General features: G+C 55.3%; 15 protein-coding genes. 6 read left to right on the top strand and 9 right to left on the bottom strand.

The features are described 5' to 3' along the window. Nucleotides 1-56 precede the first annotated feature (56 nt). From ilvN to rluD, 5 genes are all read right to left on the bottom strand, one after another. A complete protein-coding gene (ilvN, locus tag LG301_RS01815; protein WP_009101679.1) occupies nucleotides 57-548 on the bottom strand; it encodes an acetolactate synthase small subunit in 492 nt (163 codons plus the stop codon). Then, on the bottom strand, nucleotides 548-2,272 hold the full coding sequence (locus LG301_RS01810; RefSeq protein WP_290955174.1) for an acetolactate synthase 3 large subunit: 1,725 nt from the start codon (nucleotides 2,270-2,272) through the stop codon (nucleotides 548-550). Before LG301_RS01810 ends, ilvN begins: the two co-directional genes overlap by 1 nt. Nucleotides 2,273-2,770: 498 nt before the next feature. Continuing rightward, complete coding sequence (clpB, locus tag LG301_RS01805; protein ID WP_404472901.1) at nucleotides 2,771-5,350, bottom strand: ATP-dependent chaperone ClpB; 2,580 nt, start codon at nucleotides 5,348-5,350, stop codon at nucleotides 2,771-2,773. 154 nt (nucleotides 5,351-5,504) lie between these two features. Then, nucleotides 5,505-6,260: a peptidoglycan editing factor PgeF gene (pgeF, locus tag LG301_RS01800; protein ID WP_404472899.1), complete on the bottom strand. Its 756-nt coding sequence runs from the start codon at nucleotides 6,258-6,260 to the stop codon at nucleotides 5,505-5,507. Continuing rightward, a complete protein-coding gene (gene rluD, locus LG301_RS01795) occupies nucleotides 6,257-7,216 on the bottom strand; it encodes a 23S rRNA pseudouridine(1911/1915/1917) synthase RluD (RefSeq protein WP_404472897.1) in 960 nt (319 codons plus the stop codon). The genes pgeF and rluD overlap by 4 nt, the downstream gene beginning before the upstream one ends. 208 nt (nucleotides 7,217-7,424) lie before the next feature. Between rluD and LG301_RS01790 the strand changes: the two genes are divergently transcribed. The 3 genes from LG301_RS01790 (at nucleotide 7,425) to LG301_RS01780 (ending at nucleotide 12,430) form a co-directional block, all read left to right on the top strand. Next, a complete protein-coding gene (locus LG301_RS01790; protein ID WP_404472896.1) occupies nucleotides 7,425-8,237 on the top strand; it encodes an outer membrane protein assembly factor BamD in 813 nt (270 codons plus the stop codon). A gap of 243 nt (nucleotides 8,238-8,480) precedes the next feature. Beyond that, on the top strand, nucleotides 8,481-10,190 hold the full coding sequence (locus LG301_RS01785; RefSeq protein WP_404472894.1) for a methyl-accepting chemotaxis protein: 1,710 nt from the start codon (nucleotides 8,481-8,483) through the stop codon (nucleotides 10,188-10,190). Between the two features lie 83 nt (nucleotides 10,191-10,273). After that, nucleotides 10,274-12,430 (top strand): putative bifunctional diguanylate cyclase/phosphodiesterase, encoded by a 2,157-nt coding sequence (locus LG301_RS01780; RefSeq protein WP_404472892.1) that lies wholly within the window; start codon nucleotides 10,274-10,276, stop codon nucleotides 12,428-12,430. A gap of 45 nt (nucleotides 12,431-12,475) precedes the next feature. Here the strand turns inward: LG301_RS01780 and LG301_RS01775 are convergent, their stop codons facing one another. Beyond that, nucleotides 12,476-14,110, bottom strand: a complete 1,635-nt coding sequence (locus LG301_RS01775) for an NAD+ synthase (RefSeq protein ID WP_404472890.1) — start codon at nucleotides 14,108-14,110, stop codon at nucleotides 12,476-12,478. 146 nt (nucleotides 14,111-14,256) lie between these two features. Between LG301_RS01775 and LG301_RS01770 the strand changes: the two genes are divergently transcribed. Then, on the top strand, nucleotides 14,257-14,523 hold the full coding sequence (locus LG301_RS01770) for a PP0621 family protein (protein WP_404472888.1): 267 nt from the start codon (nucleotides 14,257-14,259) through the stop codon (nucleotides 14,521-14,523). A gap of 24 nt (nucleotides 14,524-14,547) precedes the next feature. Here LG301_RS01770 and thiO read toward each other — a convergent pair whose 3' ends face one another. Further along, on the bottom strand, nucleotides 14,548-15,648 hold the full coding sequence (thiO, locus tag LG301_RS01765) for a glycine oxidase ThiO (RefSeq protein ID WP_404472886.1): 1,101 nt from the start codon (nucleotides 15,646-15,648) through the stop codon (nucleotides 14,548-14,550). Between the two features lie 100 nt (nucleotides 15,649-15,748). Between thiO and LG301_RS01760 the strand changes: the two genes are divergently transcribed. Beyond that, nucleotides 15,749-16,285 (top strand): GspH/FimT family pseudopilin, encoded by a 537-nt coding sequence (locus tag LG301_RS01760; RefSeq protein WP_404472884.1) that lies wholly within the window; start codon nucleotides 15,749-15,751, stop codon nucleotides 16,283-16,285. 34 nt (nucleotides 16,286-16,319) lie between these two features. On the opposite strand, the gene trxB is transcribed toward LG301_RS01760, so the two are convergent. Then, nucleotides 16,320-17,270 (bottom strand): thioredoxin-disulfide reductase, encoded by a 951-nt coding sequence (trxB, locus tag LG301_RS01755; protein ID WP_404472882.1) that lies wholly within the window; start codon nucleotides 17,268-17,270, stop codon nucleotides 16,320-16,322. 276 nt (nucleotides 17,271-17,546) lie between these two features. Between trxB and acnA the strand changes: the two genes are divergently transcribed. Continuing rightward, nucleotides 17,547-20,279 (top strand): aconitate hydratase AcnA, encoded by a 2,733-nt coding sequence (gene acnA, locus LG301_RS01750; protein WP_404472880.1) that lies wholly within the window; start codon nucleotides 17,547-17,549, stop codon nucleotides 20,277-20,279. 75 nt (nucleotides 20,280-20,354) lie between these two features. On the opposite strand, the gene LG301_RS01745 is transcribed toward acnA, so the two are convergent. After that, nucleotides 20,355-22,034, bottom strand: a complete 1,680-nt coding sequence (locus LG301_RS01745; RefSeq protein ID WP_404472878.1) for an NAD-dependent malic enzyme — start codon at nucleotides 22,032-22,034, stop codon at nucleotides 20,355-20,357. Between the last annotated feature and the right edge of the window lie 63 nt (nucleotides 22,035-22,097).

Below are 22,097 nucleotides of genomic sequence, written 5' to 3'. Positions count from 1 at the left end.
AGGGGCGGCTCTTCACCGGCATAACACCGCAGCACATCACTGCGTTAAAGCGCGGCTTACAGCGACAGCACTTTATCGCCCCGAGCAATACCGGACACCCCGGTACGCGCCACTTCAAGAATGCCTACCGGCGCCATGGCCTGCAGGAAAGCATCCAGCTTGCCCGCATCGCCGGTAATTTGCACCGTGTAGAGACTTGGCGTGACATCGACAATCTGCGCCCGGAAGATATCCACCGTACGCTTCACTTCGTCGCGGGCAGCGCCTAACGCTTTCACCTTCACCAGCATCAACTCGCGCTCGATGTGGTTACCTTCAGTGAGATCCACCAGCTTAACCACATCAATCAGCTTATTAAGATGCTTAGTGATCTGCTCGATCACACGGTCATCACCAATGGTAGTGACCGTTAAGCGAGACAGCGACGGATCTTCCGTCGGTGCCACGTTCAGCGTTTCGATGTTGAAGTTACGCTGGGAGAACAGCCCGACCACACGTGACAGCGCACCCGGTTCGTTTTCCATCAGAATCGAGATGATATGACGCATCAGGTACGCTCCGTTTTAGACAGCAGCATGTCACGCATAGCACCTAACGGCACCTGCATCGGATAGACGTGCTCAAAAGGATCAACCTTCACATCCAGGAACACCAGCTCATGCTTGTTGGCAAAGGCACGCTCTAGCGCCGGCTCCAACTCCTCAAGGGTATTCACGGTGATCGCGGTAAATCCGTAAGCCTCAATCAGCATATGGAAGTCTGGTAGCGACTCCATATAAGAGTGCGCATGGCGAGATTTGTAGTTCAGATCCTGCCATTGGCGCACCATACCAAGCGATGCGTTATTGAGGTTTACAATCTTGACGCCTATACCGTACTGCTTACAGGTCGAGAGCTCCTGCATCATCATCTGGAAGCTGCCTTCACCGGTGACGCAGACCACGTCGTCATCCGGGAAGTTCTGCTTGATGCCCATGGCCGCAGGGAAACCAAAGCCCATGGTGCCCAAACCGCCTGACGTGATCAGTCGGTTAGGCTTGTCGAACTTGTAGTACTGGGCAGCAAACATCTGATGCTGGCCAACGTCGGTGGTCACGTAAGCTTCACCGCGCGTAACGCGGCACAGCGCTTCGACGACTTCCTGAGGCTTCAACACTTCGCCCGGCTTAGAAGGCTCGTAAAGTTTGCCTTCACGTTCAGCACGCCAGCCGTCAATCTTTTGCCACCACTCGCTCAGCGCTTCAGGTTGTGAAATTGACTGACCTTGAACCAGGCTGATCATTTCATTAATGACGCTAGACGCTGGCCCAACGATAGGCACATCCGCACGCACGGTTTTAGATACCGAGCTTGGGTCCACATCCACGTGAATGATTTTTGCCGTGGGGCAGAATTTCGACGTGTTGTTGGTCACGCGGTCATCAAAACGCGCGCCAATGGCAATAATTAAATCCGCATGGTGCATGGCCATGTTGGATTCATACGAGCCGTGCATCCCCAGCCAGCCCAGACACTGCCGATCACTTTGCGGGTAAGCACCAATGCCCATCAGCGTGGTGGTAATGGGGAAGCCCAGCTGTTTGACCAAATCGGTCAGCCCTTCACTCGCCTTGCCCAACACCACGCCGCCGCCGGTATAGAAGACTGGGCGCTTGGCTTTCAGCATCAACTCAACGGCTTTTTTGATTTGGCCGGTATGCCCACGAGTCACCGGGTTATAGGAGCGCATCTTGACCTTTTTCGGGTAGACGTACTCATAACGCTCGGTGGGCGCGGTCATATCTTTGGGGATATCGACGACCACGGGGCCAGGGCGCCCAGTAGCGGCCAGATAGTAGGCTTTTTTAAGCACTTCAGGAATTTCGGACGGATGCCGTATTGAGAAGCTGTGCTTCACGATCGGACGCGTCACACCGACAATATCGGTTTCCTGGAAGGCGTCATCGCCAATCAGGTGGCTCATTACCTGGCCGCATAGCACCACCAATGGAATCGAATCCATATAAGCGGTCGCAATGCCAGTGACCGCATTGGTAGCGCCAGGGCCGGAGGTCACCAGCACGGTTCCAGGCTTGCCGGAAGCGCGGGCGTAACCGTCGGCCGCATGGGTCGCTGCCTGTTCGTGACGCACGAGAATGTGCTTCACTTTGTCTTGACGGAACAGCGCATCGTAAATGTGCAGCGCCGCGCCGCCGGGATAACCATAAATGTATTCCACGCCCTCATCTTGTAAGAAGCGGGCGATCATATCTGCGCCGGAAAGCAGTTCCACTGTGTTTCTCCCCTGGAGGTCTCGAGTGCGATCCGCAGGACATCCTGCGGTGTCGAGTGCGGCGGTATGCCGCTGCCGGCCCTTGCCGGCACCTGATGCCAAACCCTGGCATGTGACCCGGTTAGGGCCTGCACTCTCATCGGAAGCACTCATTTATTGCAATATAAATCAGTGGCTTCCTCACACGGCGGTTTGCCGTGTCGGGGCGTTGGCCAGGTTGGGCGGTTAGCCCAAGCCCGGAAGTCCTTCGGCGGGTAAAGGCCATTGCCTACCCTTCGCGCGGGGATTAGGGGTTGCCCGTTGGTTCCGCGCCCGCAAATCAGGAACCCACAAGATTCCATTAGCGCCCTCGGCCTGTCAACCTCCGATCAAGACAAACGCAACAAACGTTGCAGGAAGCCATTAAAAAAGCCCCGCTAGCCGAGCTAACGGGGCTTTTGCCCTATTCAATTGCGCAGCACACCGATTGCGCCTGCGCACTAAATCACCAAGTTAGGATCATTCAAACACCAGCTTGCCTTCGCTTGCACTGATGTGAATCGTATCGCCGGGGGCATACTTGCCGGCCAGCAGGTCTTGCGCCAATGGGTTCTCGATGCGGCTTTGAATCGCACGCTTCAATGGCCGTGCACCGTACACCGGATCGAACCCTACCACCGCCAACTGCGCCATGGCGTCATCACTGATCTCCAAGCTCAAATCATGTTCAGCTAAGCGAACTTTCAAACGCTCTAGCTGAATACCGGCAATGGCTTGGATTTGCGCTTGCCCAAGGGCATGGAACACTACGACTTCATCGATACGGTTAATGAGTTCAGGCCGGAAGTGGTTACCCACTACTTCCATGACCATATTTTTCATCACCTCATAATCGTTATCGTCCCCGCCCATACGCTGGATAATGTCCGAGCCCATGTTAGAGGTCATGACGATCACGGTATTGCGGAAATCCACCGTGCGGCCTTGCCCATCGGTTAAGCGACCATCCTCCAGCACTTGCAGCAAGATATTGAACACATCCGGATGCGCCTTTTCCACCTCATCGAGCAACAGCACCGAGTAGGGTTTACGGCGCACCGCTTCGGTTAGGTAGCCACCCTCTTCGTAACCCACGTAGCCGGGAGGCGCACCAATCAGACGGGCCACGGAGTGCTTCTCCATAAACTCCGACATATCGATACGCACCATGGCCTCTTCCGTATCGAACAAGAAGTTAGCCAGCGACTTACATAGCTCCGTTTTACCCACCCCGGTGGGGCCGAGGAACAGAAACGAGCCGTTAGGCCGATTGGGGTCAGAAAGCCCTGCTCGCGAGCGACGCACGGCGTTCGCCACCGCTTCAACCGCTTCATGCTGACCAATCACCCGCTCATGCAGCGCTTCTTCCATGCGCAGCAGCTTGTCCCGCTCGCCTTCCAACATTTTAGAGACGGGAATGCCTGTCCAGCGGGAAACCACCTCGGCAATCTCTTCCTCGGTAACGTTGGAACGCAACAGCTGGTGGCTGGCCGTATCCGCCTCGCCTTCCCCCGCTTCGCTAATCTTCTTCTCAAGCGCCGGAATTTTGCCGTACTGAATTTCCGACATCCGACCTAAATCACCCTGGCGACGCGCCTGCTCAAGGTCAATGCGCGCCTGCTCCAGCTCCGCCTTAAACTGGGCTGCGCCTTGAATACTGGCTTTTTCGGCTTTCCAGATTTCATCCAAGTCAGCGTATTCACGCTCTAACTCGTGAATCTGGTTATTCAGCGCTTCAAGGCGTTTCTTAGTCGCCTCGTCGGTCTCTTTCTTAAGCGCTTCGCGCTCCATTTTCAGCTGGATTAGGCGACGATCCAGTCGATCCATCTCTTCAGGTTTAGAGTCCAGCTCCATGCGGATACGAGACGCGGCTTCATCGATCAGATCAATCGCTTTGTCGGGCAGCTGCCGATCCGTGATGTAGCGAGTAGAGAGCTTCGCGGCAGCAATGATCGCCGAATCGGTAATATCCACACCGTGGTGCACTTCGTAGCGCTCTTTTAAGCCGCGCAGAATAGCCACCGTATCCGCTTCGGACGGCTCATCCACCAGCACCTTCTGGAAACGGCGCTCCAGCGCGGCGTCTTTTTCGATGTACTTACGGTACTCGTCTAGCGTGGTCGCACCCACACAGTGCAGCTCACCCCGCGCCAGCGCAGGCTTAAGCATATTGCCCGCATCCATCGCGCCTTCAGCCTTGCCCGCACCGACCATGGTGTGCAGCTCGTCAATAAACAGGATGACCCGCCCTTCTTCCTGGGAAAGCTCTTTGAGCACGGCTTTTAGACGCTCCTCAAACTCGCCGCGGAATTTAGCGCCTGCCAGTAACGACCCCATATCCAACGAGAGTACGCGCTTATCTTTCAGGCCCTCGGGCACTTCACCGTTCACAATACGTTGCGCCAGCCCTTCCACAATGGCGGTTTTACCCACGCCCGGTTCACCGATCAGCACCGGGTTATTTTTGGTGCGGCGTTGCAGCACCTGAATGGTACGGCGAATTTCGTCGTCGCGGCCAATCACTGGGTCGAGTTTGCCGTCCAGCGCACGCTGGGTAAGGTCGAGGGTATATTTGTTCAGCGCCTCTCGCTGATCTTCGGCGTTAGCATCGTCGACGGTAGCGCCGCCGCGTAGGCTGTTAATCGCGGATTCGAGGGATTTGCGATTAATCCCGGCCTCTTTAAGCAGCTTGGTAATCGCTGAATTCATCTCCAACGCTGCCAGCAGCACCAGCTCAGACGCGATGAACTGGTCACCACGCTTCTGCGCTTCCCGGTCAGTTAAGTTAAATAGCTTAATGAAGTCGCGGGAGGGCTGAACATCCCCGTCGAACTGGCTAACTTTGGGTAAGTTATCTAATTGCTGCACCAAGCCATCGCGCAAGCGCGAGCTGCTACCCTCAGCTTTTTCAACCAGGGCTTTAACGCCGGTGTCTTTGGTATCTAATAACGCCAGTAGTAAGTGCGCAGGGTCAAGCTGATTATGGCCGTGCCCAACCGCAAGCGACTGTGCCTCAGAAATGGCGGCCTGTAATTTGGCTGTAAATTTATCGAATCGCATGGAATTCCTCCTGGGGGTGCCGTGCGTTTGGACCCACGGTGTTTCCCAATAACCTGTCTTAAATGTGCTAAAACGTTTAGCTTGACAAGTTAAATGGCGTCAGTTCCATGCATTTCAAGAGGGACGCCTCACAACCACGAAGGAATAGCGTTGCTTAGTTGATCCAGATCACACTCGCCATGCGCCCGGTGTTGCCGTTGTCCCGGCGATGGGAGTAAAAGCGCGACTCGCAGGCGGTGCAGAAATGGCCGCCGCTGATGTGGTGAATCCCCAGCGCCTCCAAGCGAAATCGCGCTAGCCGATATAGGTCTGCCATGTAGTGACCAAGACGGTAGGGGCTGTGGTCAAACGCGTCGGCCGTGTCAGGGTGTACCGCGACAAACGCGCCATAGACCTCAGGACCCACCTCGAACTGGGCGTTAGAAATAGCAGGGCCTAGCCACACTAAAATGTCGTCAGGGTCACAGTTCATCGCGGCGACGGTGGCTTCCAGCACACCGCCTGCTAGCCCTCGCCAGCCCGCATGCGCCACTCCCACCTGGGTGCCTTGGCGGTTACACAACAGTACCGGCAAGCAATCTGCGGTAAGAACCACACAGGCGTAGTCGTTGCTGCTGGCAACCGCCGCGTCGGCTTCCGGCGTGTCGTCTTGATACGCCTGTAAGACACGTGCGCCATGAGTTTGATTGAGCCACAGCAGCGGGCGGTCGTCGCCGATCTCTTTATGCATTAACCGGCGGCACAGCGCGACGTGATCAGCATTGTCGCCTACGTGGGTCGCGGGATTGAACGCTGCAAAATCATCTTGGCTTGGCCCTGTTTCCCGAGTAGTAACGAACGCCCGCACATTGGCAGGCGCGGGCCAGTCGGGCAGCAGCAGCGTAGGCTTTAGATCAATGGCATCGCTCATCGCATGGTCTCGTTGTCTTCGCGCAGGTAGTCCAACAACATTAGCAGATCGTCAGGCAGATCAATTTGAAAGGTAGCCGTTTCGCCGCTTACAGGATGCACAAAGCTGAGTTTGCGCGCATGCAGTGCCTGACGCGGAAATTCACGCAGAATCTCTTTTAACGGCTCGGCGGCGCCCGGCGGCAGCTTGGCACGACCGCCATAGAGCGGATCACCAATCAGCGGGTAACGCGCGTGGGCCATATGGACACGAATTTGGTGAGTACGCCCGGTTTCAAGCGTGCAACGCACGTGCGTATGGGCGCGAAAACGCTCCACGACGCGATAATGCGTCACCGCTGGTTTTCCTGACGCCGTGACCGCTTGGCGCTTGCGATCTTTCGGATGCCGACCAATAGGTGCATCAATCTTGCTGCCCGCTACCGGCTTACCAATCACTACCGCATCATACTGACGCGATACGCTGCGCGCCTGGAGCTGATCAACCAGCGCCGTTTGGGCGGGCAGGGTTTTGGCGACCATCATCAGCCCGGTGGTGTCTTTATCCAAGCGATGGACGATCCCCGCTCGCGGCACCTCCGCTAACGCCGGATGATGATGCAGCAGCGCGTTCAACAAGGTGCCATCGGGATTACCCGCCGCTGGATGCACCACCATCCCTGCCGCTTTATTGATCACCATCACCGCATCGTCTTCGTACACGATATCGAGTGCAATATCCTGGGGTTCAAAGCGTGTGTCTTCTTCAATGGTCGCTTTAAGCACCAGCATTTCGTGGCCGTGCAGCTTCGCTTTGGGTTTTAGTTTTGCGCCATCGACCGTTAATTCACCGGCGTTGATCCACGCTTTAAGGCGTTCGCGAGAGTAGTCACTGAACAACTCTGCTGCGACTTGGTCAAAGCGTGCGCCGGCTAACGTGGCCGGCACCCGCTGCGTAGCTTCAACGATACGAGACATTCAGCACCTCTTCGATACGCAAAAAACCTAGCCGTGGCATGAAACTTTTCCTTTGACTGCACCCGACGAAACGTTACTTAGGCGTCGCTAAGCCTGCGTTTTGCGCCGAGGTGATTTATAGTGGGCTAACTGCGACCTATTCTACCATTTCTACTTATGGCCATCGTCGCTTTTCGGTGATTGAGGCTTGTTTGCAACGAGGATGATGATGCGCGTTTTTTCCGCTGCCAACCGCTTTGGCGCCCTAGCCTTGAGCCTTGCCCTGTTAGCAGGCTGTGCCAGTAATGATACGACCCCTGAAGAAGAAGATGAGTTTGCGGGCGTACAAGAGCGTGAACTCTACGAGTTAGCGCGCACAGCGCTAGATAGCAACCGCTTCCCTATCGCCATTGAGCGCTTGGAAGCACTCGACACGCGCTACCCATTTGGGCCGCATGCCGAGCAGGCGCAACTTGAGCTGATATACGCCTATTACGAAAACAGCAACTGGGAAGAAGCCAGAGCGGCGGCCAGCCGTTTTATCCGCCTGCATCCGGATCACCCCCAGGTGGATTACGCTTACTACCTGCGCGGCCTCTCCGCTTGGCAAGCCGGACGCTTTAGCCTAGAGCGACTTCGCCTGATCGATATCTCCAAGCGCGACCTGGGGGCGTCACGGGATGCGTATAACGATTTTCGCGAGCTAATTCAGCGCTTCCCACAGAGCCAGTATGCTCCTGATGCCCAGCAGCGTATTGTTTATCTGCGTGAGTTGCTGGCCCAGCACGAGCTGCATGTTGCCGATTATTACCTTCGCCGCGGCGCTTACTTAGCCGCCGTTGAGCGGGGTCGCTGGGTCGTAGAAAACTACCCTGAGGCGACTGCCACCCGCGATGCCCTCGCCACGATGATTGAGGGTTACCAAGGGCTGGGGATGGATGACCGCGCCAATGAAGTGCTTGCGGTACTGCGTGAAAATGCCCCCAACCACGCGCAACTTCAAGGTAGCCGCTTTATACCCAAACACGGCAGTGGCGACTAAGCGTTGAATCGTGCGCTAGAGGCGACCACGATTAAGCTGTATAGTCAGCCAACATCAAAAAACCACGCGTATGCGTGGTTTTTTTTGTTTAAGCCTAATACCACATTACTTTACAAAAGTTTAACAAATCCTTTTGGTCAAAAATAATCATACATATGTTGTACAAAATTTATATTCACCGCTATCATTCTGCCTAATTAACATAATAAAGCGCCTGAACGGCGCCTTAAGGAGCTCCCCTGCATGACCTCTCTGATGAAACGACTATCAGGAACGAAAATAAGCACCCGCCTTACGGTTGGCTTTTCTATTTTGCTGGCACTGCTCGTACTACTTACCGTCGCCGGAGTACTACAGGTCAACCAAGTTGACCGCGGCCTGAGTGAGATTAACGATGTCAACGGCGCTAAGCAGCGTTTCGCGGTGAATATGCGCGGCAGTGTCCATGACCGCGCTATCGTGTTGCGGGATATTGTTATCACCTCTGGCGACGGTAACCTCGCCCCATTGCAAGAAGAGATCACACGCTTACGTCGCGATTACGATACTGCTATTAGTGAGATGCAGGCGCTCAATCGGCAATACCCGCCAACCTCACAGGAACAAACGCTGCTAGACCGGATAAGCGAACAGTCTGCTGTGACCATTGATCTATCCCAGCAGGTTATTGACGCACGAGATATTGACGATTACGAACGCGCTCAAACCATAATGCTGCAACAAGCAGGCCCGGCTTACAGCGAATGGCTAAGCCGAGTAAATCAATTTATTGACCTACAAGAACAAATCAACAATGTCACCACAAATGACGCTCGGTCAATTGCTTCTGGTTTCCAAATCCAGATGCTTGGTTTAACCCTGTTTGCATTGATCATTGGCGCTTTTATTGCAGTGTTCTTGTCTCGCCAACTATTAAAAGAGCTGGGCGCAGAGCCCTACGAAGTGAAGGCTTTTGCCCAAGCCATCGGCCAAGGGAAATTAGCCACAAAAGGGCGTCTAAAAAAAGGCGATACGCGCAGCATCATGGCTTACCAAGTGGAAATGGCGAAGCATCTGCAAGATATCGTGACGCAAGTACGTGCTTCAGCTGAAGCGGTTGCTTCAAACAGCGAGCAAATCGCAGAAGGCAACAACGACCTTTCCTCTCGTACAGAACAGCAGGCCAGCGCCTTAGCCGAAACCGCCTCTGCAATGGAAGAGCTCAACAGCACGGTGACACAAAACGCTGACAACTCTGAGCAAGCGAGCCAGGAAGCGAACAGGGCATCACAAACCGCCACACGCGGCGGCGATGCTGTGCATCAAGTTGTGGCCACCATGAATGATCTAAACAAAAGCTCACAGGAAATAGCGGGCATTATTTCTACTATTGATTCGATCGCCTTTCAGACCAACATACTGGCGCTTAACGCTTCGGTAGAAGCAGCGCGTGCAGGCGAACATGGCCGCGGCTTTGCGGTAGTGGCCGAGGAAGTGCGAAAGCTCGCCCAACGTAGCGCAGACGCCGCACGCGAAATTAACCAGCTTATTTCCAGCAACTTAGAGCGTGTGAATCACGGTAACGAGCGCGCCGAAGAAGCCAGCAAATCCACCGAAGAGATTGTCGAAGCGATCCAGCGCGTGACGGCCATCATGAAAGAGATTAGCAACGCCAGCGCTGAACAGAGCGCCGGGGTACAAGAAGTTGGCCAAGCAGTCACCGAAATGGATCAGGTCACGCAACAGAACGCCTCGCTTGTCCATGAAAGCGCGACGGCGGCTAACAACTTGCGCCAAAATGCCCATCAGCTACTGCACGCAATGGAGGCGTTCAAGCTACCCAACACCTCAACGCAAAGTGCTCATCGCCACGCCGCTCCCGCATCCGCTCTCCAGCGCTCTAACACGGCAAAAGCGCCTGCGTTGCCCACCGCCAAATCCAGTGCCTCTGAACCTGAATGGGAAAGTTTCTAAATAAAACGTCTCATCTGCCGTTAGCTATTTAGAGAGGTCGTGGTGTTGAGCACCACGGCCTACTACCTTTCCCTGAGGTTGCTATGAAACCTTCGCAAAGCCTGTTCATGGTGTTCTTACTACCTATCCTGATGGTGGTACTGCCCGTTCTGTTGCTGCTGGGTCTCGCCACACAAGTCATTAAAGCCCAGTCGCTGCAAAACTATCAGCTTCAGTCCAACGACCTGGATACCCTCGTTCAGATGGCAACCTTTGATCGCCAGTTAGGCGATCTCCATCAACGTATGAGCGATGTGTTCAGCCAAGCGGAAGAGACCGATATTGGCGCCATGCAGCGCTACTCCGAATACGGCCTCATTAACCAAGAGCTGTCACGCATTGGTGAAAGTATCGATCAGTTGACCACCTCTCCGCTGATCTTTGATCTGAGCCAGGAGAGCGCCGATACCCTGCAACGCGCCTTCCACGCGTATCGTCGGTTTGTCAGCATGGCGAACGAGGCAGCCACGCTGAATCAGGGAGACCCAGGATTTTATCTGCAAGAAGCCCAACGCCACTTCACGACGTTCAGCCTTTTCTCGCAGCAGATTTTTGAGGCACTTACTCAGCGCGCCAGCGACCGGCATCAAGAGTCCTACGCCGACCTCACCCAAGCTCGTAACTCCACGCTGTGGCTGAGCATTGGGCTCTTTGCTCTGTTGATCAGTGCGGCTTTTCTAGCGGCGTGGCGCATCAATCGACGGCTCGTCACAGTGGGAGACGCCATTCTGGCCCTGTCAGATAATCGTCAAGCGCTGCCCGACATGCAGGCGGTCGAACGCTTAAGCCAACAGCATAGCGGCCCGCTACAGCGCATTGCGCTCTCGCTGCTCTCTTTCCGCGATACCGAGCAGCAGCGCCGTGAGGCAGAGCGCCAAGTACATCAGCTGGCCTACTACGACACGCTCACCGACCTGCCCAACTGGCGGTTAATGAAGGAGCACTTACAGCACTCTCTGGAAACCAATAGCCAAACCAACACCTATGGAGCGCTGATCTACGTGGATGTGGACGAGTTCAAGCGCATTAACGATGGCATCGGCCACCAGGCGGGAGACAACTTGCTTAAACAGATGGCCACACGGCTGCAAACACTGGAAGAGCAGAGCTGCACCATTGGCCGTCTGAGCGGCGATGAATTTGTCTTGATCATTGACGGCTTGGATGGCGATAAGCTGAAGGCTGCTGAAAAGGCCGAGTGCTTTGCCCTACAGATTAATCATGCGCTCACCCAACCCTACTGCTTGGATGGGCATTACCAGTACCTGAATGTCAGCCAGGGGCTAGTGCTGTTCAAGGGCGTCGACGATAGCGTCGACCAGCTATTCCAGTACGCCAACTCGGCCGTCCACCTCGCCAAACGCGATGGCCAGAATACGATCCGCTTTTATGACCCGGTGGTGCAAGCGCAGTTAGAGGCCCGCACCGAGCTGGAGCGGGATCTGCGTCTAGCTATCGAGCGAAAAGAGTTTGTGCTGGTGTATCAGATGCAGGTGGATGGCAAGGGGCGCGCCATCGGTGCGGAAGCGCTCATTCGGTGGCAGCACCCCACCCGTGGATTTGTGTCTCCGGGTACGTTCATTCCACTTGCTGAAGAGACAGGGCTCATCGTCCCCATCGGCACTTGGGTACTGCAGGCCGCCTGTGAACAGCTGGTTATGTGGCAAGCCGCAGCACATACCAATGACTTGGTACTGGCCGTCAATGTCAGCGCGAAACAGTTTCAGCAGCCGAATTTTGTTGAAGAAGTGGCAAACGCCTTGGAACTGAGCGGTGCCTCGCCCCATAAGCTGAAGCTTGAACTTACCGAAAGCATGGTGATAGGCAAAGTAGAGGATACCATCGCCCGCATGCACCAGCTGAAGACGTTAGGCGTCAGTTTCGCCATGGACGACTTCGGCACTGGCTACTCATCGCTACAGTACCTGAAGCGTTTGCCGCTGGATCAGATCAAAATCGATCAATCTTTCGTGCGAGACCTTCATCAGGATGAGGACGATATGGCCATCGTTGAAACGATTATTGCCATGGGACACTCGCTGGGCCTAAACGTCATTGCGGAGGGAGTGGAGACCGTGGAGCACTGGCGCTATCTCAACGAGCACCAGTGCCACGCCTACCAGGGCTATTACTTCTGCAAACCCGTGACACCGGAAGAGATGGCCAAGCACTGTCTGGCGCCTCCCCCGGTGTTGTCCTAAATCCGTGCGGTCGTAAAACGCGCTTTGTTAGGCGCGGTTACGCCGTTAGTCACCGGGCTGCCAGCCATTGACGATGGGGTAGCGACGGTCACGCCCGAAGCCTCGTGGCGTGACCCGCACCCCTACCGGTGCCTGGCGACGTTTATATTCACAGCGGTCGACAAGCTTAACGACTTTATACACGTCCTCATGTTCAAAACCTGCCGCAATAATCGCTTCGGCGCTCATGTCACCCTCAATGTAGCGCACTAAGATGGCGTCCAGCACGTCGTAACCGGGCAGCGAATCGCTATCCTGCTGATCCGGCGCCAGCTCAGCACTGGGGGGGCGCTCAATCACCCGCTCAGGAATCGCCGGTGATTGCGTGTTACGCCAGCGCGATAAGCGATACACCCAGGTTTTGTACACATCTTTAATCGCGTTGTAGCCGCCCACCATGTCGCCGTAAAGCGTCGCATAGCCCACTGCCATTTCGCTTTTATTGCCCGTGGTTAATACCATCAAGCCTTTTTTATTGGAGATTGCCATTAACAGCACACCGCGGCAGCGAGACTGCAGGTTCTCTTCGGTGGTATCACGCTCGGTGCCAGCAAAGCTTTCCGCCAGTGTCTCCATAAACGCCTCAACCATCGGTTCAATGGGCATAACATCATAATGCACGCCCAGCATCTCGGCCTGTTCAGCGGCGTCTTGTTTGGAGATATCCGCCGTGTAGTGGTAGGGCATCATGACGGCCTGAACCCGCTGCGGCCCCAGCGCATCCACCGCAATGGCTAGCGAGAGCGCTGAATCAATGCCGCCGGAAAGCCCCAGCACCACGCCTTTAAAGCCACTTTTATTGACGTAATCCCGCAGGCCGGTCACCAGCGCGCAGTAGAGGCTCTCTTCTGGCTCAACATCGGGTTCAATCTCCCCCGCCTGGGGTTCCCAGGTGGTCGCGCTGGTTTGTAGCAGCTGAACCGGCATCAGCCCTACCTGCCAATAGGGCGCAAGCACCTTTAATTGGCCTTGAGCATCCACACAGCTGGAGCCGCCGTCGAACACCAGCTCATCCTGGCCGCCGATGGTGTTGACATAAATAATCGGGCGCTGCACGCCTTGCGCATGCTCAGCTAACAGGCGCAGCCGTTCGGCTGGCTTGTCCTGGTGGTAAGGCGAAGCGTTTAAACTGATCAGCACCTCGGCGCCTGCGTCTCGGGCGGCCTGCACCGGCGAGCCTTCCCATAAGTCTTCACAAATCAACAGCCCCAGCTTGGCGCCCTTATGCTCGTATACCAAGGGCTGGGTGCCCGGTGTGAAGTAGCGCTGCTCATCAAATACCTGGTAGTTGGGCAGTGCCTGTTTGGCATACTCGGCTTCCCACTGGCCGTTATACAGCACGCCCGCTAAGTTGTAGCACTTGCCCTCACGCACGCCGGGGTAACCAATGATGACTAGCACATCGCGGGAGACCTTTTCCGCCATTTTAGCCCGCGCTTCTCGCAGGCGGGTTTCCATGGAGGGGCGAAGCAGCAAATCCTCCGGCGGGTAGCCGGATAAAAACAATTCTGGGAAAACGACAATATCCGCCCCATGCTCGATCCTCGCTTCACGCACGGCTTCGATTGCACGGGCGGCATTGCCGGGAATATCTCCCACCAAGGGGTCGAGTTGGGCCATAACCAGCGTTAAGTCTTGCATGGGCGTTAAAATCTCTTGAGAATCTTTAAGACAGAGTGGCACCTTACTAGGTGCATTGTCCCGCAAGGCTCGCCAACTGGCAAAGGTCGCGCGGTGTCCGCATGTTGCATGCCCTTGCCACATCCCACCACGGGAGCAGAAAAAGGATGAACCTTTTGATCATTCGGCTAATTATCTTTGCCGTTCTTTTTTACGTAGGTTTAAAACTTTATGGCCTCTACCGCGAACGGCGGCTCTCCCACGAGCAAAGCTCTCTAAAGCGTCACGAGGGGGGGCAAATGGTGCGCTGCCGCTGGTGCGAAGTACATGTGCCCGAGGATGAGGCGCTACGCGACAACGAGCAGTGGTTTTGCTCCAGCGCCCATCGTGACCGCTTCCTGCAAGAGCAGCAGGACAAAGAGAGCCGCGACTAGCGCGGCAAAAAAAGCGTTGACGGTTTAAACCGTTAACCGCTCAGCGGTGGGCAGAAAGGGCGTTGGGTCGATCAAGGCGTCGCGCCCCAGCAGCTGGTCGACCAGCACATGGGTAGACGCGGGGGCAAGCACCAAACCATTGCGGTAGTGCCCCGCATTGACGAACACATTGGGCCAGTGGGGCAGCGCGCCGATAAACGGCAGCCCCTCAGGGGAGCCTGGTCGTAGGCCTGCCCAGTGATGAGCAACGGGAAGCTCGGCAAGCGCTGGCACGATGCCTTCGGCACTTTGCTTCAGTGAGGCCAGCGCCTCGGCGTCAGTGGATTTATCAAACCCCGCTTCTTCTAGGGTTGAACCCACCAAGATCAGGCCATCGCTACGGGGAATGACGTAGCGGCCATCTTTTAAAATAACCCGCTGCACTAGCCCCGGCGGCGCCTGGTACGCAATCATTTGCCCCTTCACCGGGCGCACCGGTAGCTGCACGCCTAGCTCAGCTAATAATTGGGCTGTCCAAGCACCGCCGCATACGACCACTCGCTCAGCCAACTTATCGCCCTGGCTGGTCGCGACGCCTGCTACGCTGCCTTCGTGTTTAATAAACCCGCTTACCGCACACTGCTCAACGAGCGTTACGCTGGGCATAGCATGTAAGCGCGCCCGCAGCGCCTGTCCCAAGCGTGGATTACGCACGCTGCCTAGGGTCGGCATCCACAGCGCGTTACCCTCAGGAGCAGCTGCCTGGGGTTCCTTTTGGTAAACAAAAGCAGCGTCGACGCGCTCAAGAGGCTTACCTAACTGGCGCGCCCAACGCAGCGCAGCGTCATCGTCGTCCACGTTCAGATAAAGCAGCCCTTTTTGGCGGTATTCAGGATCAATGCCCGTCTCTTCTAACAAACGCAGCGCAAGCGTTGGGTAAACGCCTTCTGACCAGCGCGATAGCTGAGAAACCGGCGGTGCATAACGCCATGGGTACAGCGGTGATACAATACCACCACCGGCCCAGGAGGATTCTTGGCCACAGGTGCCCCGCTCTACTAAGGTTACTTTTTGGCCCGCATCTGCCAACTGTAGCGCGGTCATCATGCCGATGACCCCGCCACCAATAATAAGAAAATCACTCACGCGCGTTGCCCGTTATTATTAGAATGAAGCCAGCTCTTAGCCAGCCAAGGAAAGCCAGCATAACGACGCGAACCATTAGGTCAAGCCACTGAGAGACGTCATGCCGCATATTCGATCCCCATTACACGCTAAAACAACAGGGTTTACGCTCATAGAGCTACTCATCACATTAGCCTTAATGGGAATACTGGCGGCCTGGGGGCTTCCCAGCTTTCAAGCATTGGGAGAGCGTTCGGCGGTCGCCAGCGAAGTAAATCGCTTACAAACAGCGCTAACGCTGGCGCGCAATACGGCGATTACACAGCGCAGTGACGTGACGGTTTGCCCTGCCAATGAAGGCAGAACGGCCTGTAACGGTGACTGGAATAACTCTGTCATGGTGGTGATAGGTGATAAAACATCGGGAATTGACGATAGTGAAGTAGTCAGGGTATTTCCACCAACATCAGGTGTTGACGTTACCAAGAGTGGTCATAGCCGCATCAAGTACAGTGCGATGGGACATACTACTGGCTTCAACAGCACCTACTCTATATGCCCCACTAATGAACAAACCAGCACATCAGGTAAAAGCTTAGTAGTCAGCAATCTAGGCCGCGCAAGGGTAGAAGAAGATCCCATTAGCTGTGCTGACTAATGAGACCTATCAATAGCTGGTGGCATGTGCCTAATTACGCAATACCATCCAAATAGCGCTCAGCATCCAGTGCCGCCATGCAGCCGCTGCCTGCTGAAGTAATCGCCTGGCGATAGATATGATCCATCACGTCTCCACAGGCGAACACACCCGGCACACTCGTCGCCGTTGCGTTGCCTTCCAGGCCAGAATTCACCTTGATATACCCGCCGTTCATTTCAAGCTGGCCTTCAAAAATACCGGTATTGGGGCTATGGCCGATAGCGATAAACAGTCCCGGTGCATGAATTTCTTTGGTCGACCCATCTTTGGTGGACTTAACGCGCACGCCGGTGACACCGCTGTTATCCCCCAACACTTCCTCGACTTCATAGAACCATTCGAGGGCAATTTTGCCAGCTTCCGCTTTCTCAAATAGTTTGTCCTGAAGGATTTTTTCTGCTCGCAGCGTATCGCGGCGATGCACCAGAGTAACCTTGGACGCGATGTTGGATAGATATAACGCTTCCTCAACGGCGGTGTTGCCGCCGCCCACCACAATCACTTCCTGGTTGCGATAGAAGAAGCCATCGCAGGTCGCGCAGGCCGACACCCCTTGCCCCATAAACTGCTGCTCCGTGGGCAAGCCGAGGTAACGGGCGCTAGCACCGGTGGCAATAATCAATGCATCGCAGGTGTAAGTACCGCTATCCCCTTTCAAGGTGTACGGTTTTTCACCCAAGCTGACCTCGTTGATGTGATCAAACAACACTTCCGTGTTAAAGCGCTCGGCATGCTGCTTCATACGCTCCATTAGCTCTGGCCCTTGTACACCTTGGGCATCGCCAGGCCAATTATCCACGTCAGTGGTGGTGGTCAACTGGCCACCCGCCTGTAACCCGGTGATCAACAGCGGCTTTAAGTTAGCGCGCGCTGCATACACCGCCGCAGTATAACCAGCAGGGCCGGAGCCCAAAATAATCAAACGTTCATGACGCGTTTCCATGACACCACCTTTGGTCACAATTGAGCAGAGTTCGTTGCCAGAATTTGTTGAAAGAGAGTCTGCCTGAAATGGCGTCAAGTACAAGCAATTACAAGGGTTAACCTAGGCTATTAGGCGAAGATGACTTGAAAGCCATGGGTGAAACACCATGTACTGTGGGTAGAAGGAAGCACTATTAACAGCGCTATTAGTCAGGTGAGCCATACTGGGGAAAGCAGAGACCGACACGCATCGTCAGTGCGAAGACACTACGCTAAGCAATCAGAGGAGAAAGCCATGAGCAAAATACCCGATACGCAGCATACGTTAGAGGTAGGCAACCAGACGTACCACTATTACAGCCTGCCCAAAGCCGCTGAAGCCCTTGGCAACATCGATCGGCTTCCCAAAACGCTCAAAATTCTACTCGAAAACCAGCTGCGCTTTGCCGACGATGAAAGCGTCGACGTCGACGACATTCAGGCGTTGATAGACTGGCAAAAAGAGGCTAAATCCAGCCGGGAAATTGGCTACCGCCCGGCCCGGGTGTTGATGCAGGATTTCACCGGTGTCCCCGGCGTGGTGGATTTAGCCTCCATGCGCGCTGCCGTTGAAAAGCTCGGCGAAGACCCAGCGAAGATCAATCCGCTAACCCCCGTTGACTTGGTCATCGACCACTCGGTCATGGTCGACAAGTTTGGCAACCCCGCCGCATTCCAACAAAACGTTGATATCGAAATGCAGCGCAACCGCGAGCGTTATGAGTTTCTGCGCTGGGGCCAGCAGGCGTTTGATAACTTCAGCGTTGTGCCCCCCGGCACCGGTATTTGTCACCAGGTCAACCTCGAGTATTTAGGCCGCACCGTCTGGACCAAAGAGGAAGACGGCAAAACCCTTGCCTACCCGGACACCCTCGTTGGCACCGACTCCCACACCACCATGATTAATGGCCTGGGCGTACTCGGCTGGGGCGTAGGCGGCATTGAAGCCGAAGCGGCCATGCTCGGCCAGCCGGTATCGATGCTGATCCCCGAGGTCATTGGCTTTAAATTGACCGGCAAATTACGTGAAGGCATCACCGCCACTGACCTAGTGCTCACCGTTACCGAAATGCTGCGTAAAAAAGGCGTTGTCGGTAAGTTTGTTGAGTTCTACGGCGACGGTTTGAAAGATCTGCCGCTGGCAGATCGCGCGACCATTGCCAATATGGCTCCTGAGTACGGCGCCACCTGTGGTTTCTTCCCAGTTGACGAAGAAACGCTCAACTATCTGCGTCTAACCGGCCGCGAAGATAGCCAAGTCGCGCTGGTGGAAGCTTATAGCAAAGCCCAGGGTCTGTGGCGCGAGCCCAACGACGAGCCGATCTTCACCGATGCGCTGCATCTAGACATGACCGAGGTGGAAGCCAGCCTCGCAGGCCCCAAACGTCCTCAAGACCGGGTGGCGCTTCAAGACATGGCGGCGGCCTTCGATAAATTTTTGCAGGAAGACACCAAAGCCGACTCGACGGCCAAAGGCAAATTCTCCTCTGAAGGCGGCCAAACCGCCGTGGGCGTAGAGCGCAGCTTTGAACATGACACGAGCCAAGCTGTCAAGCTGAATGACCATGACTTCAGCCTTGACCCCGGCGCGGTAGTCATCGCTGCTATTACTTCGTGTACTAACACTTCCAACCCTAGCGTTATGATGGCGGCAGGCTTGCTGGCCCGTAAGGCGCGGGAAAAGGGCCTGACCACCCAGCCATGGGTGAAAACCTCACTGGCACCCGGCTCCAAAGTGGTCACCGACTACCTGGCCGCCGCTGGGCTTAACGACGATTTGGATGCCCTAGGTTTCAACTTGGTCGGTTACGGCTGCACCACCTGTATCGGTAACTCAGGCCCACTGCCGGATGAGATTGAGCAGGCGATTAACGATGGCAATCTAGCCGTCGCGTCAGTGCTATCCGGTAACCGTAACTTCGAAGGCCGCGTTCATCCGCTGGTGAAAACCAACTGGCTGGCCTCTCCCCCCCTAGTTGTTGCTTATGCCCTGGCGGGTAACGTTCAGCGTGACCTTACACAAGAGCCGATTGGCGAAGGCAGCAACGGCGAGCCGGTCTACCTTAAAGACATTTGGCCCACTCAAGCAGAGATTGCCAACGCTGTCGAGAAGGTCAACACCGAGATGTTCCGCAAAGAATACGGCGCGGTGTTTGAAGGTGACGACGTTTGGAAAGCAATCAACGTGTCAGATAGCAAGGTGTACCAGTGGCCCGAGTCCACCTACATTCAGCATCCAAATTTCTTTGAAGGCATGGGTCGCGAACCGGATGCTATCGAAGATGTACACAGTGCCCGAGTGTTGGCGATGCTGGGCGACTCCGTCACTACCGACCACATCTCACCTGCCGGTTCTATCAAGCCCGACAGCCCTGCCGGGCGCTATCTACAAGAGCACGGCGTGAAGCCCGTCGACTTCAACTCCTACGGTTCGCGTCGTGGTAACCATGAAGTGATGATGCGCGGCACCTTCGCCAACGTACGGATTAAAAACGAGATGCTGGACGGCGTGGTAGGCGGCGAAACGCGCCACGTGCCCAGCGGCGAACAGATGGCGATTTATGACGCCGCCATGAAGTACAAAGAGGAAGGTGTACCGCTAGTGGTGATTGCTGGTAAAGAGTACGGCACCGGCTCCTCGCGGGATTGGGCGGCCAAAGGCACTCGCTTATTAGGCGTGCGCGCGGTGATTGCCGAATCCTTTGAGCGTATACACCGCTCTAACCTCATTGGCATGGGTGTGGTGCCGCTGCAGTTCCCCGAAGGGGAAAGCCGCGAAACGCTAGGACTGACCGGCGATGAGGAGATATCAATCGCAGGATTAAGCGATTTAAGCCCCGGTAGCACCGTGCAGGTGGTGATCAAAAACGGTGACGACGAACATACCGTTGATGCCAAGTGCCGAATTGATACGGTCAACGAACTGGCTTACTTCCGTCACGGTGGTATCCTTCACTACGTGCTGCGCAAAATGATCGGCGCAGCCTAAGGGTAAAACCTACCAATGCTTGCATGCCCCCACCTCGGTGGGGGTTTTTTTTGTGCTCAGACGTAGCTAGCTGACTTAGAACGCACGACGGCGGTAGGTACGGTACTCCGGTGACCAGCTTGCGCTTTCAATCCGTTCACGCAGCACCGTGCCACTGGTTTTAAGCGCCACTCCATTTTGCTGCGCTTGCGCCGCCACCTCAAAAGCAATCGACTTGCTAATATCACGGATACGCGACAGCGGCGGCAACAGTGCGCCTTTGCCCTCTTTGACCAGCGGTGCCTCGCGGGCAAGCGCACGGGAAGCACTCATTAACATCTCATCAGTGACGCGGCTTGCCCGCGCAGCGACCACGCCCAGGCCAATACCGGGGAAAATATACGCATTATTGCACTGCGCAATAGGATAGGTGCGACCATTGTGCACTACCGGTGCAAAAGGGCTCCCCGTTGCAACCAGCGCTTGGCCATCGGTCCAGCGAATAATATCTTCCGGCACCGCTTCCGCCTGGGAGGTGGGGTTCGAAAGCGGCATAATGACCGGGTGCTCGCAGCCTGCGTGCATGGTGCGCACTACTTGTTCGGTGAAGATTCCCCGCTGGCCACAAACACCAATCAAAATAGTGGGCTTAATATGCGCAATGGTCTCTTCCAAACCTTGACCACCCCACTCTGCCACCAGCGCTGGGTCGTGGGCTAGACGGCGTTGGAAATCCCGCTGCCAAGACTGATCCGATGTCATTAAGCCTTCACGATCAACGACAAAAATGCGTGCGCGCGCCTCGCTCTCTGTCAATCCCTCGGCTTGCATCGACACAATCACCTGCTCAGCAATGCCGCAGCCCGCTGAACCGCCGCCGACAAACACCACACGCTGCTGGGCGATCGTTTCTTCACGGGCTTGGCAGGCCGCCATTAGCGTGCCCACCACAACGGAGGCGGTGCCCTGCACATCATCGTTGAAACAGCACAGCTCATCACGGTAACGCTCAAGCAGCGGCACCGCGTTTGCTTGAGCAAAATCTTCAAACTGAAGCAACACGTTAGGCCAACGACGCTTCACCGCCGTAATAAACTCCGCCATAAAGGCATCGTACTCGTCTTGCCCTACTCGTTCATGGCGCCAGCCCATATACATCGGGTCATCCAGCAGCGCTTTATTATTGGTGCCCACATCAATCATGATCGGCAGCGTATACGCCGGGCTAATGCCGCCGCAGGCGGTATACAGCGCCAGCTTACCAATGGGAATTCCCATGCCGCCGATACCCTGATCACCTAGGCCTAGAATCCGCTCGCCGTCGGTCACCACGATGACTTTAACGTTATCTTTAGTGGCACTGCGCAGGATATCGTCCATATGCTCGCGATCCGGGTAACTGATAAACAGCCCCCGGTGATTGCGGTAAATATTAGAGAACTCCTGACACGCCTTGCCCACCGTAGGCGTGTAGATAATCGGCAGCATCTCTTCTAGATGCTGAGAGACCAAACGAAAATACAGCGTTTCATTATCGTCTTGGATAGCGCGCAGATGAATATGCTTTTCAAGATCACTATTGCACTGACGGTATTGGCGGTACGCCCGCTCTAGCTGGTCATCAATGGTTTCTACTTTTTGAGGCAACAAACCAATCAAATTAAATGCTAGCCGCTCCTCATGGGTAAAGGCACTGCCTTTATTCAATAGCGGCATTTCAAGCAGTGAGGGGCCAGCATAGGGAATATAAAGGGGACGTTTCTCTTGGGGGGTCATGGCACTCTCTACTTTTATATCAATACACTGTTTTCGTGTTTTCTATGAGCGCTCTTTTAGGCG

The sequence above is a fragment of the Vreelandella venusta genome (assembly GCF_044809155.1).
GTDB classification, from domain to species: Bacteria; Pseudomonadota; Gammaproteobacteria; order Pseudomonadales; family Halomonadaceae; genus Vreelandella; species Vreelandella venusta_B.
This window is presented reverse-complemented; position numbering and strand designations above follow the sequence as displayed.

Excerpts from the sequence above, each read along its gene's own strand:
- ilvN (WP_009101679.1), bottom strand. The coding sequence starts at position 548 with ATGCGTCATATCATCTCGATTCTGATGGAAAACGAACCGGGTGCGCTG.
- clpB (WP_404472901.1), bottom strand. The coding sequence starts at position 5,350 with ATGCGATTCGATAAATTTACAGCCAAATTACAGGCCGCCATTTCTGAG.
- pgeF (WP_404472899.1), bottom strand. The coding sequence starts at position 6,260 with ATGAGCGATGCCATTGATCTAAAGCCTACGCTGCTGCTGCCCGACTGG.
- rluD (WP_404472897.1), bottom strand. The coding sequence starts at position 7,216 with ATGTCTCGTATCGTTGAAGCTACGCAGCGGGTGCCGGCCACGTTAGCC.
- LG301_RS01790 (WP_404472896.1), top strand. The coding sequence starts at position 7,425 with ATGCGCGTTTTTTCCGCTGCCAACCGCTTTGGCGCCCTAGCCTTGAGC.
- LG301_RS01785 (WP_404472894.1), top strand. The coding sequence starts at position 8,481 with ATGACCTCTCTGATGAAACGACTATCAGGAACGAAAATAAGCACCCGC.
- LG301_RS01780 (WP_404472892.1), top strand. The coding sequence starts at position 10,274 with ATGAAACCTTCGCAAAGCCTGTTCATGGTGTTCTTACTACCTATCCTG.
- LG301_RS01775 (WP_404472890.1), bottom strand. The coding sequence starts at position 14,110 with ATGCAAGACTTAACGCTGGTTATGGCCCAACTCGACCCCTTGGTGGGA.
- LG301_RS01770 (WP_404472888.1), top strand. The coding sequence starts at position 14,257 with ATGAACCTTTTGATCATTCGGCTAATTATCTTTGCCGTTCTTTTTTAC.
- LG301_RS01760 (WP_404472884.1), top strand. The coding sequence starts at position 15,749 with ATGCCGCATATTCGATCCCCATTACACGCTAAAACAACAGGGTTTACG.
- trxB (WP_404472882.1), bottom strand. The coding sequence starts at position 17,270 with ATGGAAACGCGTCATGAACGTTTGATTATTTTGGGCTCCGGCCCTGCT.
- acnA (WP_404472880.1), top strand. The coding sequence starts at position 17,547 with ATGAGCAAAATACCCGATACGCAGCATACGTTAGAGGTAGGCAACCAG.
- LG301_RS01745 (WP_404472878.1), bottom strand. The coding sequence starts at position 22,034 with ATGACCCCCCAAGAGAAACGTCCCCTTTATATTCCCTATGCTGGCCCC.